The organism is Paraburkholderia sediminicola (genome assembly GCF_902859805.1).
Taxonomy (GTDB): domain Bacteria; phylum Pseudomonadota; class Gammaproteobacteria; order Burkholderiales; family Burkholderiaceae; genus Paraburkholderia; species Paraburkholderia sediminicola.
In genome coordinates this window covers 64855-78969 of the sequence record NZ_CADIKC010000014.1, presented here as the reverse complement: position 1 = coordinate 78969, position 14115 = coordinate 64855, and the positions used below count along the sequence as shown (strand labels likewise).

The following is a 14115-nucleotide window of genomic DNA, read 5'->3' as shown; positions in this document are numbered from 1 at the left end:
ATGAACAATCTCAAACGAATCGATCCGCGCCGGCCGTTCACGATTACGGCTGAAGGGCTCAGGCGCATTACGCTCGGCGCGACGGCTGTTGCCGGCTCGACGGAACTGGCAGCGCATGGTTCGACGGGGTCGACGCATCGCGAGCACGCAAAACCGCGCCGCACGACGGCTGCGGCGCAGCGTGTTCTGCTGGTAGCCGCTCACGCGGACCGCGGCGCGCTCGACGATCACGCGCGCCAGACTCTGGCCGCCGCCGCGTTGATCGCGGACGCGACAACCGAAGTCGTACTGCTCGTATTCGGTGAGTTCAGCGGCGACGCCGCCGCACTCGGCGCCGACAAGCTGATCGAGTTGCCAATGTTCGACCGCCGTGTTTTCGCGCCGCTGGACGAGCTGAACGCACTGGCTGCGTGCGTCGCCGCCTATGCGCCGGCTCACATTTTCCTGCCCGACAACGCCACCGGTGACGGCGACCTCGGCCGCCGTTATGCGGCAGCCGCGAACGCGAGCGTCGCGACGCATGTCATCGAGATCGATGCGGCCCATGTCGCTGTTTATATTCAGACGAATACAGCGTTCGCCGTACGCGCGCTGCCGGAGGTTGTGTTGCTTGCACCGAATGCGGTCGATCCGAAGCTGCCGTTCGTGGGCGCGGGCGAGCGAGTGGTGTGGCGTTTCGATGGCGAGCCGGCATCGTCCAAAGGCGTCGTGCGCGATCTTGGCATCGAGGAAATCGACGCCGCCCAGCTCGCGCTCGAAGAAGCGGATTTCATCGTTTCGGCGGGCAATGGCGTTAGCGATGTGCCCGCGTTCGAACGTCTTGCGACCACGCTAGGCGCTGCGATCGGTGCAAGCCGCGTCGCGGTGGACGACGGTAAGTTCACCCGTGACAAGCAGATTGGCGCCACCGGCAAGACCGTTGAAGCGAGCGTTTATATCGCGTTCGGCATTTCCGGCGCCGTTCAGCATTTGCAGGGCATCAAGGATTGCCGGCACGTGATCGCGGTGAATCTCGACGCCAGCGCGCCAATCGCCAAACGCGCGAATCTGACCGTCATCGCCGACGCGCAGGAAACCATTGCGGCGCTGAATGAAGCCGCGGCGGCTGCACGCACGGCTCGCGGCACGGGGGCTGCGTTATTGAATTCAACGGCTGTTGCGGAAGGAGCGCTTGCATGAAAATCGCCGTACTGGTCTCCGTGGGGCGGCACCCGGTCAGCGGCACGGCGCGCTACAGCCGTAACGACGCCGCGGCGCTGACGATCGCGCTCGCGCTCGCCAAAACGCACGGCGCGACGCTCGACGTGCTGCACGCGGGCGACCCGTCGAACCCCGCGCTCAAGGAATATCTGGCACTCGGCGCGCGCACTGTCGAGGTGCTGGAGGTTCCGGCAACGCCTGAATTCCAGGGCGATGCGATAGCGCCGCTCGGCACGCGTTTGCAAGGCTACGACCTCGTATTGACCGGCACCCGCGCGGAAGGCGCCTTCGATAGCGGCATGCTGCCGTATCAAGTAGCGAGTGCGCTCGAGATGCCACTGGTCGGCGCAGCGGTTGATCTGACGATTCGCGACGGCTGCGCCGAAGTCCGGCAATTCATGCCGAAAGGCTTACGCCGCCGTGTCGAAGTGCGGTTACCGGCCTTGATTGCGGTGCATCCGATGGCCAATACGGCGCCGAGCTACGCCTATGCAAGGCTGCGCGAAGGCACGATCCGTCCGGTTGCCACAACAACGCCCGGAAGGCCGCCCGCCGCCAACCCCGACGAACCCGCGTGGACCACCCGTCCCGCGACCGCCAAGCCGGTGCGTCTCGCCGCCGCCGAAAAGCGCTCAGGGCATGCTCGCATGCTCTCGGCGACGACGACCGAAAGCCGTGGCGGCAGCGTCGTAATTGAAGGGAGTTCCGTCGAAAAAGCACAAGTGATCCTCGCGTATTTGCGCGAGCATCAACTCGTGGATTACTGATTTCCGGTTCGGGCCAGCATGCGACCAGGAGGGCCTGGCGCAGCGCCAGACGTGACATGCAACGGAGCACACAATGAAAGTTTCGGCAGACGTTCGCGCAATGATCGAACGCCGCAAAAAGAATCACACGCTGGAAGCGCCGTTCTATACGGGCGAGGAAATTTTCGCGCTCGACATGGAGGCGATTTTCCGCAAGCACTGGATTCAGGTGGCGGTGGAACCGGACGTTCCCGAGCCGGGCGACTACATCACGGTGGAAATCGGTAACGATTCGATTCTGATCGTACGCGACGACGACATGCAGGTGCGGGCGTTCCATAACGTTTGCCGGCATCGTGGCGCGCGTTTGTGTAATACGGACAAGGGTTCGCTTGGCAATATCGTCTGCCCGTATCACAGCTGGACCTACAACCTGAACGGCGATCTGATGTTCGCCGAGCATATGGGCGATCAGTTCGACCGCTGCAAACACAGCCTGAAAGCGGTGCACCTCCAGAATCTCGCCGGTCTGATCTTCATCTGTCTCGCGGACGAACCGCCCGCCGACTTCGCCGTAATGCGCGCCGCGATGGAACCGTATCTATTGCCGCACGATCTCGCGGGCTGCAAGGTCGCGGCGTCGATCGACATCATCGAAGAGGGCAACTGGAAGCTCACGATGGAGAACAATCGCGAGTGCTACCACTGCGTTGCGAACCATCCTGAACTGACGATTTCGCTTTACGAATACGGCTTCGGCTATCAACGTACGCCCGCCAACGAAGAAGGCATGGCCGCGTTCGAGGAGACCGTGGCGCGCCGTACCGCGCAATGGGAGGCGATGAAACTGCCGTCGGCGGAAATCGACCGCCTGGCGGATCTGGTGACGGGCTTTCGCACGCAACGCCTGCCGCTCGATCGCGACGGCGAATCGCAGACCATGGATGCGAAGGTGGCCTCGAAGAAGTTGCTCGGTGGTTTCGAGCAGGCCGACCTCGGTGGCCTCTCGTTCTGGACGCAGCCGAATTCGTGGCACCACTTCATGAGCGATCATATCGTCAGCTTTTCGGTGATTCCGTTGTCGGCGGGTAAGACACTGGTGCGCACCAAGTGGCTTGTCCACAAGGATGCACGCGAAGGCATCGATTACGACGTGAACAACCTCACGGCCGTGTGGCGCGCCACCAATGATCAGGATCGGGCGCTGGTGGAGTACTCGCAACGCGGCGCAACCAGCAGCGCTTACGAACCGGGTCCGTATTCGCCGTTCACCGAAGGTCTCGTCGAGAAGTTCTGCGAGTGGTACATCGGCCGTATGGCGGAATACAGCAATACGCCCCAAACCCATGATGCCGGCGACACGCCGGTTTCCCACGGCGAAAAAGTCGTGTCGTTCATGCGCTGAGCGCGATACCGCAACCAGGAGCGGGAGAAAATAATGATGCGCGATCAGGCGACGCTTCAGCTCAGCCCCGAGCAGGCTCCAAACCGCGAGGTGTCGAGCCGCGAAACTTCGAGCCGGGTGACGCAACCGCGGTTCTGGGAGACGTTGCCGGCGCGTTGGAACAGCGATACCGACGAGACGCTGGTGTGCTGCCAGGTCCGCCAGGAAACGCACGACGTCAAGAGCTTTTTCTTTCGCGCACCGTCCGAGCGGGCGTTCGTGTTCGAGCCAGGGCAGTTCATCACGCTGGAGTTGGAGATCGATGGCGAAGCCGTGAATCGTTGCTATACGATCTCCTCGCCGCCCACGCGTCCGCACACCATCTCCATCACCGTGAAGCGCGTGCCGGGTGGCAAGGTGTCGAACTGGCTGCACGACAATCTGCACGCGGGTACGCAGGTTCGTGTGCTGGGGCCGTCCGGCGAGTTCACCTGTGCGCGCCATCCGGCGCGCAAGTTTCTGTTCCTGTCCGCGGGCTCTGGGGTTACGCCGCTGATGTCGATGAGCCGCGCGCATCACGAGCTTGGCGATGATAGCGACATCGTCTTTGTGCACAGCGCGCGCACGCCGGACGACATTATCTTCGCGCGCGAACTCGATCTGATTGCATCGAATCAGGCCAATTTCCGCACAGCGTTTGTCTGTGAGCGGGTCGGTGCGCGCACGAACTGGCCAGGTGTCACCGGTTTTCTGACGTTGCCGCTGCTTAAGCTCATCGCGCCGGATTTTCTCGATCGTGAGATCTTCACCTGCGGTCCGGCGCCGTATATGCAGGCGGTCCGTCACCTGCTGGACGAAGGCGGCTTCGATCGCAGCCACTACCACGAGGAAAGCTTCTCGTTCGAGACGATCAGTGAAGTAGCTGCGCAATTGACTACCGCGCATGTCGGCGATGCGTTGCAGGCTCCCACAGCTAGCGCGGAGAGCTTTATTGAAGCGCGTGATCACGCGGCGGGATTTGCACCCGCGCAGGTGCCAGTCACGCCGGCGGAAATTGAAACGACATTCAAGGTGAGCTTCGCCAAAAGCAATCGCGAAATCGAATGCGGCAGCGGCCAGCATGTACTCGATGCGGCGAAGAAAGCCGGCATACGGCTCCCATCCTCATGCACCCAGGGCATGTGTGGCACTTGCAAGGTGAAGCTGGTGTCCGGTGAAGTCGCAATGAAACACGCTGGCGGGATTCGTCAGCGCGAAGTCGATCAGGGCATGGTGCTGCTGTGCTGCAGCAAGCCGTTGAGCGATCTCGTCGTCGATAAGTAAGACAAGAGCGGGGCCGCTACTTTCTGTCGAAGTCGCCTGCGGACAACTGGATGTCGGAAAACAACGCTACCCGGCAATTCTGGTTAGCGATTCTAAATGCTCAATGGGTAGTTTTGGACGGCGAACGGGAGAAGGGCGATGAGACTGATCAGAAAGATATTCGTGTTGACCGCATTGAGTGCGGCGCTGACGGCAAGCAGCGTGAGTGTGTCGGCCGATACCAAGCCGACCATCAAGATCGGCTATGTGGAGGGTTGGGACGACAGCGTTGCAACCACAAATGTCGCCGCGCGCGTGATCGAAAAGCGCCTCGGCTATCAGGTGCAGCTCGTGCCGGTCGCGGCCGGTGTGATGTGGCAAGGCGTGGCGCGCGGCGACCTCGACGCGACGCTGTCCGCATGGCTGCCGGTCACGCACGGCGCGTACTGGAACAACTTCAAGGATAAAGTCGTCGACCTGGGTCCCAACTTCAATGATGCGAAGATCGGCCTGATTGTGCCGGACAACGCCGACGTGAAGAGCGTCGGAGATCTCGAAGCGAAGAAAACGGAATTCGGCTCGCGTATTGTCGGTATCGATGCCGGCGCAGGTGTGATGCAGAAAACCAGCGAGGCGATCAAGGCCTACGGGCTCGACTATCAGCTGATGCCGAGTTCGGGCAGCGCGATGACCGCTGAACTGGCGCGTTCGGAAGCGGCGAGCAAGCCGATCATCGTCACCGGCTGGAAGCCGCACTGGATGTTCGCGAAGTACAAGCTCAAATTCCTCGAGGATCCGAAGAAGGTGTTCGGCGAAGCGGAGCACGTGGATAGCGTCGTGAATCCCGAACTGGCGACGAAGGCGCCCACGGTCGTCGCGTTCCTCAAGAAGTTTCAATGGAAACCAGGCGAGATCGACAGCGTGATGCTGGCGACGCAGAACGGCGAGAAGCCGACGGCTGCTGCCGATGCGTGGATCAGCGCGCACGGAGATCGTGTGGATAGCTGGGTGAAGTGATTTCGTATTTCACGTGGGTGAGTTGCCGCTTGTTTTGAGCGGCAACTCGTACGACACGTACGACAGAGAACGCCGCTTTTCAGCGGCGTTTTTTTATTGCAGCACGACTGTCCGATCGCCGTTGATAAATACGCGTCGCTCGATAAACGCCTTCACGGCCCGCGCAAGCGTGATGCATTCGACGTCACGTCCCGTCGCCAGCAGCCGGTCGGGGCTGTACGAGTGATCGACGCGCTCCACGACCTGTTCGATGATCGGACCTTCGTCGAGATCGTCAGTGACGAAGTGCGCGGTTGCGCCGATCAGTTTTACGCCGCGCGTATGCGCCTGGTGGTAAGGCTTGGCGCCTTTGAAGCCGGGCAAAAACGAATGGTGGATGTTGATCGCACGTGCCGCTAGCGCACGGCTCGTTTCGCCCGAGAGAATCTGCATGTAGCGCGCAAGAATCATCAGCTCGGCGCCTGAGGTCTCGAACAGATCGAGCAAACGCGCTTCCTGTTGGGGCTTGGTATCGGCGCTGATCGGCAGATGGTGGAACGGCAAGCCGTGCTGCTGCGCGAGTGGCTCCAGATCGCGATGATTCGAGCCGATGCCGACAATATCCATTTTCAGCTCGCCCATGCGCCAGCGGAACAGCAGATCGGCGAGACAGTGTTCGAGTTTCGACACCATGATCAGCACTTTCGGCCGTGTGCCGACGTCATGCATCGCCCATGTCATCTGAAAGCGTTCGGCGATCGACTGGAATTCGCGCTTGAGTGCCGCGATGTGCAGGGTCTCGTTGGTGTCGACGCCATGAAACACGCAGCGTACGAAAAAGCGTTCGCTGAGGTCGTCGTCGAAAACGGTCAGTTCGTCGATATAGCAATGATGCCGGTCGAGAAAGCCGACGACGGCGGCAACCTGGCCCGCTGCGCTCGGACAGGCGACGGTGAGAACCAGTTGATCGGGACGGGAATCGGCGGACATGCGCTCTCCACTTAGGCAATAGGGCGACGCCGCGGGGCGCGGCATGCATCATCGCAGTAGAGCAAATCAGCGGTGCAGGGGGATAGAAGCTAACCGCCGTCGCGCTGGAATGGGAGCGTCAGGGGAGGGTGGGGCGGTGGCGCACGGCATTGACGGCTTGCCGTGCTCACTCGGCATCGAACCCACATTCGCCGAGCAGCCATTGGCGAAAGGCGCTGACCGCCGGTGTTGCCGCGCGCTGCGTGACGAGCAGATAGCCGCGCCCGGTCACGACAGGCGTGTCAAACAGTTCGACGAGCTGCCCCGTGGCAAGCAGTTCGTCGACCAGTGGCGCCCACCCAAGCGCGATGCCCTGGCCCATGATCGCCGCGTGGGCTACGAGCGTAAAGCTGTTGAACGTGATGCCGCGATGTGCGGCCGGTGCATCCAGACCTTGAGCCGCGAACCAGTCGGCCCACGACAGCCAGCGTGCCGGCTGGGTCGGTTCCAGATGCAGCAGCGGCAAGCTCAACAGGTCTGACGGCGCGCGCAATTGCGGGTGCGCCGCGAGAAAAACCGGACTGCACACCGGCGTGACGCGCTCAGGAAATAGCTTGAGCGCGCCTCGCGCGCTCAAGTCCGCATCTTCATCGCCGAACGCAATCGCAATGTCCGTCTGATCGTGCGATGGATCGCGCGCTGGATCGAATACGCTCTGCGACGTGATGATCTTGACGTCGACGTCCGGCATCAGCGCCTTGAATTGCGAAAGCCGCGGCATCAGCCAGTAGGTCGCGAAACCGAAGTCGGTGGAGAGCGTAAGGGTTTGCGGCGTGCGCCGCGCGCGGATCTCGGCGGTGGCGAGGCGGATGGTGTCGAGGGCGTTGCGCACTGCTTCGAAGAGGCGCACACCATCTTCCGTCAACGTGACGCCGCGATGGCCGCGTTCGAACAACGGCACACCGAGTGCTTCTTCGAGTTGCACTACGCGCTGACTAACCGCCGGCTGCGTCGAGCCCAGCTCGCGTGCAGCCGCCGTGAAGCTCGCGAGACGCGCTGCGGATTCGAACATCGTCAGCGCCTGCATTGGCGGCAAGCGATCCTGCCTCGACATAAGCCCCCCTTATAGGCACATAACGAATTGCCGTCTTCACAGCGGCGAATTGGACGGCAATAGTGGTGTTCACGCGAGGACCGGCACACCGGTTATCCCGCTTGCAGCGACACCCGCACCCCTACTTGCGATTCTATTCGAGGCACGCTCCAATGCATGACACGAAACAGAATATCCTTATTCTGATGGCCGACCAGATGACGCCGTTTGCGCTTGCTGCATACGGACATCGTCTAACCAAGACCCCCAATCTCGATCGCCTTGCGAAGCAGGGCGTGGTATTCGACTCGGCGTACTGCGCGAGTCCACTGTGCGCGCCGTCGCGCTTTTCTTTTTTGTCGGGCAAGCTGCCGTCCGCGATCGGTGCCTATGACAATGCAGCAGAATTTCCGTCGCAAACGCTGACGTTCGCGCATTATCTGCGCGCCGAAGGATATCGCACGATCCTGTCCGGCAAAATGCATTTCTGCGGCGCCGATCAACTGCACGGATTTGAAGAGCGGCTCACAACCGACATCTATCCCGCTGACTTCGGTTGGACCCCGAACTGGGACGATTTCGAAACGCGTCCCACGTGGTACCACAACATGAGTTCGGTAATCGACGCAGGTCCGTGCGTGCGCACGAACCAACTGGACTTCGACGATGAAGTCACGTTCACCACGCGGCAGAAGCTCTTCGATATCGCGCGTGAGCGGCATGCCGGCAAAGATGCAAGGCCGTTCTGCATGGTCGCCTCGCTGACGCATCCGCATGACCCGTACGCGATTCCACGGAAGTACTGGGACATGTATACGGATGAGGACATCGATTTGCCCGCGCATCGTGATTCGCTCGATGAAGCCGATCCGCACTCGAAGCGCCTGCGCCACGTCTGCGAAACCGACCGCACGCCGCCGACCGACCAGCAAATCCGCAATGCGAGACGCGCTTATTACGGCGCAATCTCTTATGTCGATGACCAGTTCGGTGCGATCCTCGAGGCGCTCGAACAGTCAGGGCTCGCGAAAGACACCGTTATCGTGGTGACGTCCGATCATGGTGAGATGCTCGGCGAGCGTGGGCTCTGGTACAAGATGACGTTCTTCGAAGGGGGCTGCCGCGTGCCCTTGATTGTTCATGCCCCGCAGCAGTTCGACGCGCATCGCGTGCACGAGTCGGTCTCGCATCTCGATCTGCTGCCCACGTTAGTGGAATTGGCGCGTGGCGAACAACCCGCAAGCTGGCCGGATTCGCTCGATGGTCAAAGCCTCGTACCGCATCTGCGTGGCATACAAGCCAAACAAGGTGCGCACGGCGGCCACGACGAAGCGATCGGCGAATACCTGGCGGAAGGCGCTATAGCGCCAATAGTGATGCTGCGCCGCGGGCGCTTCAAATTCATTCACACACCGGCCGATCCTGACCAGCTGTACGACGTAACATCGGACCCACTCGAACGCGAGAACCTTGCGACGTACGCCGAATACGAATCACAAATCGCGGCATTTCGCGAGGAGGTCGCCCGACGCTGGAACCTCGCCGCGCTGCACAACGAAGTACTGAAAAGCCAGCGCCGCCGCCGCTTCCATTTTGAGGCCACAACACAAGGCACGGTTGCGTCATGGGACTGGCAGCCGCATGTCGATGCGAGTCAGCGCTATATGCGCAATCACATCGACCTCGACACGCTCGAAGCGATGGCGCGTTTTCCCGCCGTAACGCGGTGAAGTCTCCGCTCAAGATTCAACCTACCCACAGGAAGCCGACATGATGAAAAAGCTCTTCAAACAGGCTGTATCCGGCGTTGCGCTGCTGTGCGCGGCGGCCACCTTTGCTGCAGCGGCCGAACCGCAGTCCTGCACGCAGGTCAACATGGCGGGTCCCGGCTGGACAGACATCGACGCGACCAATGCAATGACCGGCGTGCTGTTGAAGGCGCTCGGCTACCATCAGAACGTGTCGAACCTGTCGGTGCCGATTACCTACCAAGGCCTGAAGAAAGGCCAGATCGACGTGTTTCTCGGCAACTGGATGCCGGCGCAAGCACCGGTCGTGAAGCCCTTCGAGGATGAGAAGTCAATCGAGGTTGTGCATCCGAATTTGAGCAACGCGAAGTTCACGCTCGCGGTGCCTGACTACGTGGCGGCGGCCGGCGTGCATTCATTCGCGGACCTTGCGAAGAACGCCGACAAGTTCGACAGCAAGATCTACGGCATCGAGCCGGGCGCGCCGGCCAATCAGAACATCAAGAAGATGGTTGACGACAAGGCATACGGGCTCGGCAGCTGGAAGCTCGTCGAGTCGAGCGAGACCGGCATGCTCACGCAAGTCGAGCGCGCGGTACGTGAGAAGAAATGGATCGTGTTCCTTGCTTGGGAGCCGCATCTGATGAACACGAAGTTCAAGCTGACGTACCTCGACGGCGGTGACAGGTACTTCGGGCCGAACTATGGCGGCGCCACGGTCAACACCGTCGCGCGTAGCGGGTATGCCGAGCAGTGTCCGAATGTCGGACGCCTGTTCAGGCAACTCACGTTCAATGTCGATCTGGAGAACGGCGTGATCACCGAGGTGCTCGAGAAGAAGACCGGTGTCGACACGGCCGCCACCGAAGCGCTCAAGCGCCACCCCGAATTGCTGAAATCATGGCTCGACGGCGTGAACACCGCTAGCGGCGCCAACGGTTTGCAAGCAGTGCAGACCGCACTCGGTGTGAAATAACGCCGGCATTCGTGACGCGAGGTCGCTACTCGACAGATTCATGTCGCATCCGGTCGAATCCTCTTAAATCTGGACACTTATTCTTGACCCGTCGATGCAGGCATACAGATCATCGTATGCAGTGCCGATAGCTTCAAACAGCCCGGCCGACTAATTGAGGTTTAGTCGGCTAGGTCAGCGTTAGTGAGCTTCAATCCGTTTCAATCAGTCTCAGCCGATTTCGAACTGCCCGTCATGCGAGAAGCGCCGCGCGTTGGAAGACAACACGCAGCAGGGATCGCTTTATCTAACGAAATACGCAGGCAAAGAGCAGGGGAGAACTAGATGAAGAAGAAAAATGCCGTTAGTCTTTCGGGACTCGCCCTCGCGGCAAGCGCGGTATGCGCACCGACGGCGGTCCATGCGCAAAGCAGCGTCACCTTGTACGGGATTCTGGACGCCGGTATCACCTACGTGAACAACGCCGGTGGCGCACACCAGTTCAAATTCGACGACGGCATTTCGTACGGCAACCGGATCGGCTTCAAAGGCGTGGAAGATCTCGGCGGCGGCTTGCAAGCGGTCTTCGTGCTCGAATCGGGTTTTCACCTGGGCAATGGGCAATACGCATTCGGTGGCGCTGAATTCGGGCGCCAGGCTTATGTCGGCATCAAGAACTCGTGGGGGACTTTCTCGTTCGGTAACCAGCTCGATATGACCGAAGAGTTTGTCTTTCTGTACAACATCTCCGCATGGGCAAGCGGCTACGCGATTCACCAGGGCGACTTCGACCGGATGAACGGCGACCGTCTGCCGAACTCGGTGAAGTTCCTGTCGAACGATTTTGCCGGCTTCACCTTCGGCGGCATGTATTCGTTCGGCAATACCGCCGGTGACTTCCATCAGAAGAGCGCTTGGAGCGTGGGTGCGCATTACGACCACGGCCCGTTCAACATGGGTGTTGCGTATACCCAGTTGAACAATCCGTTCGGTATCTATGCGTTCGACCCGTACGCAATGATCGGCACACACACCTTCCTCGGCCAGCCGACCGTTTCCGTCGATCCGGCCACTGGCGCGGTGACCGATCTGTATGGTTCGTCCGCATTCCCGGTGGATAAGCAAGGCGCGTTCGCGATCGGCGCCGCGTATACGATCGGCAACCTGATGCTCACCGGCGATTTCACGTACACGACGATCAAGGGCTTCGGGCAGACCTCGCACATGCAGGTCTATGAAGGGGGCGCGTCGTATAACTTCACGCCTGCGTTGTCGCTGTACGGCGGGTATCAACACACGGCCTTCGAAGGCAATCACTGGAATCAGGGTTCGCTCGGACTGCACTATCTGTTGTCCAAACGTACCGACGTGTACGTTTCCGGCGACTATCTACGTGCGTCGAACGGCGTGAATGCGGTGATCGGCTACAGCTTTACGCCGTCGTCCTCGAATACGCAGTCGGATGTGCGGATCGGGATGCGGCATTCGTTCTGAGGTAACTGTGGCGGGGCTGGCGCTTGAGTGCCAGCCAGCGCGGGGGTGTCGGTGCAACACTCACTGCGCCGCGCTGTCGCCCTGTTTCTTGTGTTGCGACGCCATCCGTTCCTGTTGGGCGGGAGGTACCGGATCGTAGTGGCTGAGCTGGATGCTGTAGTTGCCGTGCCCACCTGCGATGGCGTTCAGCCGCGACTGATAGTCGTTGAGTTCGGACAACGGCACCTGGCCCGCCACGACCACGGCATTACCCGCAGCCGCGCGCGTGCCATGGACTTGCCCGCGCTTGGCGGACAGGTCGCCGATAATGTCGCCCATTGCGCCTTCCGGCGTCATCACCTCGATGTCCACGATCGGTTCGAGCAGGACGGGCTGAGCTTTCAGTACCGCGTCGATAAAGGCCTTGCGCCCGGCGGAAACGAATGCCACCTCCTTGGAGTCGACTGAATGGCTCTTGCCGTCGAAGACGGTGACGCGTACGTCCTGCATCGGGAAGCCGGCCAGCGGCCCGCTATCGATGACCTGAAGAATGCCTTTTTCCACGGCGGGCATGAACTGCCCAGGGATGGCGCCGCCCTTGACGGCGTCGACGAACTCGAACCCCGCGCCGCGCGGCAGTGGCTCCACGCGCAACATCACTTCGCCGAATTGCCCGGCGCCGCCGGTTTGCTTCTTGTGGCGATGATGCCCCTCGGCTTTACCGCCGATGGTTTCCCGATAGGCGATTTTCGGCGGCCGCGTCACGACCTCGAGCTTGTATTGCTCGGAGAGTCGCTCCAGCATGAGGCGCAGGTGCAGCTCGCCCAGACCGCGCACCACCGTCTCGTTGGTGCCGACCGGGTGGTCGATGCGCAGACATGGGTCTTCCGCACTCAGCTTTTGCAGAATCTCCCAGAGACGCTGCTCGTTGCCGCGGCGCGCAGGCTCGATCGCCAGTCCATAGATGGGCGTGGGGAAGTCGAGCGGGGTCAGGTGGATATTGCCGTCCTCGGGGGCGTCGTGCAGTACGGCATCGAAACCGATCTCGTCGATCTTCGCGGTGGCGCAGATATCGCCTGGGCCGGCTTGCGGGACATCTACGTGTTCCTTGCCCTGCAGCATCATCAGATGGGCGACTTTGAACGGTTGGCGTGCGTCGCCGATATAGAGCTGGCTGTCCCGCCTGATCGTGCCCTGATGGATGCGAAACACGGCCATCTTGCCGATGTAAGGGTCCATGACGATCTTGAAGGCGTGGGCCAATACATGCTTGTCGGCGACTGGTTCGGCACGTACGACTTCCTGGCGGCCGCGGGCGTCGCGGTAGAAGAGGGGCGGATTACCTTCCATCGGATTGGGCAGGAGCCGGACGAACACGTCGAGCAATTCCACAATGCCGGCGCCGTTGGCCGCTGACGTGAAGCAGATCGGCACCAGATGAGCTTCGCGCAGCGCCCGCTCGAAGGGTTCATGCAACTGCTCCGGGCTGATGGCTTCGCCTTGTTCCAGGTATAGCTCCATCAAGGCGGGATCGATCTCGACCACTTGATCGACCAGCGCGTTGTGCGCCGCCGCAACAGACAGGAAGTCGGCCTCGCCGGCCGGGTTGAAAAAGCAATCCACCACCTGGCTGCCGTTTTGCGCCGGCAGGTTGATGGGTAGGCATTCCTTGCCGAACGCCTCCTGGATTTGCGTCAGAAGCCCCGGAAGATCGACCTTGTCGCGATCGATACCGTTCACGATGATCATTCTGCAGAGCTTGCGTTTTTCCGCCCAAGCCATCATGCGCCGGGTGGTCATTTCGATGCCGGTTTGTGCGTTGATGACAATGGCGACGGTTTCTACAGCCGGCAGGGCGCTGATCGACAGCCCGGAAAAGTCCGGGTAGCCGGGCGTATCCAGCAGATAAATGCGTGTATCACGGTAGTGCAGGTGGGCGACAGCGGAGTTCAGGGAGTGGTGATATTTGCGCTCGAGCGGGTCGAAATCGCAGACCGTGGTGCCGCGCTCCACGCTGCCGGGCGCGCGTAACTCGCCACCCTGGTGGAGTAGGGCTTCGACAAGCGATGTCTTGCCACATCCTGCATGGCCGACCAGAGCGATGGTGCGGATGGCGTCGGGGCTGTAATGCATGGCCGCCCTCGTCCAGTAGTGGATGTGGGGCCATTATTGGCGAAAACGGGCCGCTGTGCCATACGACGCGATCAGTGCTGACCCTTAAACTCCGGTCATCGAATACCTGATTCGTC

11 protein-coding genes are annotated in these 14115 nt (G+C 60.9%); 8 read left to right on the top strand and 3 right to left on the bottom strand.

Translation table 11 applies throughout. The annotated features are described in order from the left end of the window. The 5 genes from R8871_RS33520 (at nt 1) to R8871_RS33500 (ending at nt 5649) form a co-directional block, all read left to right on the top strand. Complete coding sequence (locus R8871_RS33520) at nt 1-1179, top strand: electron transfer flavoprotein subunit alpha/FixB family protein (protein WP_175054241.1); 1179 nt, start codon at nt 1-3, stop codon at nt 1177-1179. Continuing rightward, nucleotides 1176-1967, top strand: a complete 792-nt coding sequence (locus R8871_RS33515; RefSeq protein WP_175054240.1) for an electron transfer flavoprotein subunit beta/FixA family protein — start codon at nt 1176-1178, stop codon at nt 1965-1967. The genes R8871_RS33520 and R8871_RS33515 overlap by 4 nt, the downstream gene beginning before the upstream one ends. 73 nt (nt 1968-2040) lie before the next feature. Next, nucleotides 2041-3351 carry an aromatic ring-hydroxylating oxygenase subunit alpha gene (locus R8871_RS33510; protein ID WP_175054239.1) on the top strand — a complete coding sequence of 437 codons (1311 nt, stop codon included), beginning with the start codon at nt 2041-2043 and terminating at the stop codon, nt 3349-3351. A gap of 33 nt (nt 3352-3384) precedes the next feature. Then, entirely contained in the window at nt 3385-4653 is a 1269-nt protein-coding gene (locus R8871_RS33505) for an FAD-binding oxidoreductase (protein WP_407673243.1), read from the top strand. A 138-nt stretch (nt 4654-4791) separates the two neighbouring features. Next, nucleotides 4792-5649 carry a glycine betaine ABC transporter substrate-binding protein gene (locus R8871_RS33500; RefSeq protein ID WP_175054238.1) on the top strand — a complete coding sequence of 286 codons (858 nt, stop codon included), beginning with the start codon at nt 4792-4794 and terminating at the stop codon, nt 5647-5649. A 93-nt stretch (nt 5650-5742) separates the two neighbouring features. On the opposite strand, the gene purU is transcribed toward R8871_RS33500, so the two are convergent. Continuing rightward, nucleotides 5743-6618 (bottom strand): formyltetrahydrofolate deformylase, encoded by an 876-nt coding sequence (purU, locus tag R8871_RS33495; protein WP_175054237.1) that lies wholly within the window; start codon nt 6616-6618, stop codon nt 5743-5745. Between the two features lie 166 nt (nt 6619-6784). Further along, the gene (locus tag R8871_RS33490) at nt 6785-7711 is read right to left on the bottom strand and encodes a choline sulfate utilization transcriptional regulator (RefSeq protein WP_175054236.1); all 927 of its coding nucleotides are present in this window, start codon (nt 7709-7711) and stop codon (nt 6785-6787) included. 152 nt (nt 7712-7863) lie between these two features. Here R8871_RS33490 and betC point away from each other — a divergent pair, with 152 nt between their 5' ends. The 3 genes from betC to R8871_RS33475 all read left to right on the top strand — a co-directional run bounded on the left by betC (nt 7864) and on the right by R8871_RS33475 (nt 11887). Further along, nucleotides 7864-9420, top strand: a complete 1557-nt coding sequence (gene betC, locus R8871_RS33485; protein ID WP_175054235.1) for a choline-sulfatase — start codon at nt 7864-7866, stop codon at nt 9418-9420. Between the two features lie 40 nt (nt 9421-9460). Then, a complete protein-coding gene (locus R8871_RS33480) occupies nt 9461-10414 on the top strand; it encodes a choline ABC transporter substrate-binding protein (protein ID WP_175054234.1) in 954 nt (317 codons plus the stop codon). A 324-nt stretch (nt 10415-10738) separates the two neighbouring features. Beyond that, nucleotides 10739-11887, top strand: a complete 1149-nt coding sequence (locus R8871_RS33475; protein WP_175054233.1) for a porin — start codon at nt 10739-10741, stop codon at nt 11885-11887. A 60-nt stretch (nt 11888-11947) separates the two neighbouring features. On the opposite strand, the gene fusA is transcribed toward R8871_RS33475, so the two are convergent. After that, nucleotides 11948-13999 carry an elongation factor G gene (gene fusA / locus R8871_RS33470; protein WP_175054232.1) on the bottom strand — a complete coding sequence of 684 codons (2052 nt, stop codon included), beginning with the start codon at nt 13997-13999 and terminating at the stop codon, nt 11948-11950. Between the last annotated feature and the right edge of the window lie 116 nt (nt 14000-14115).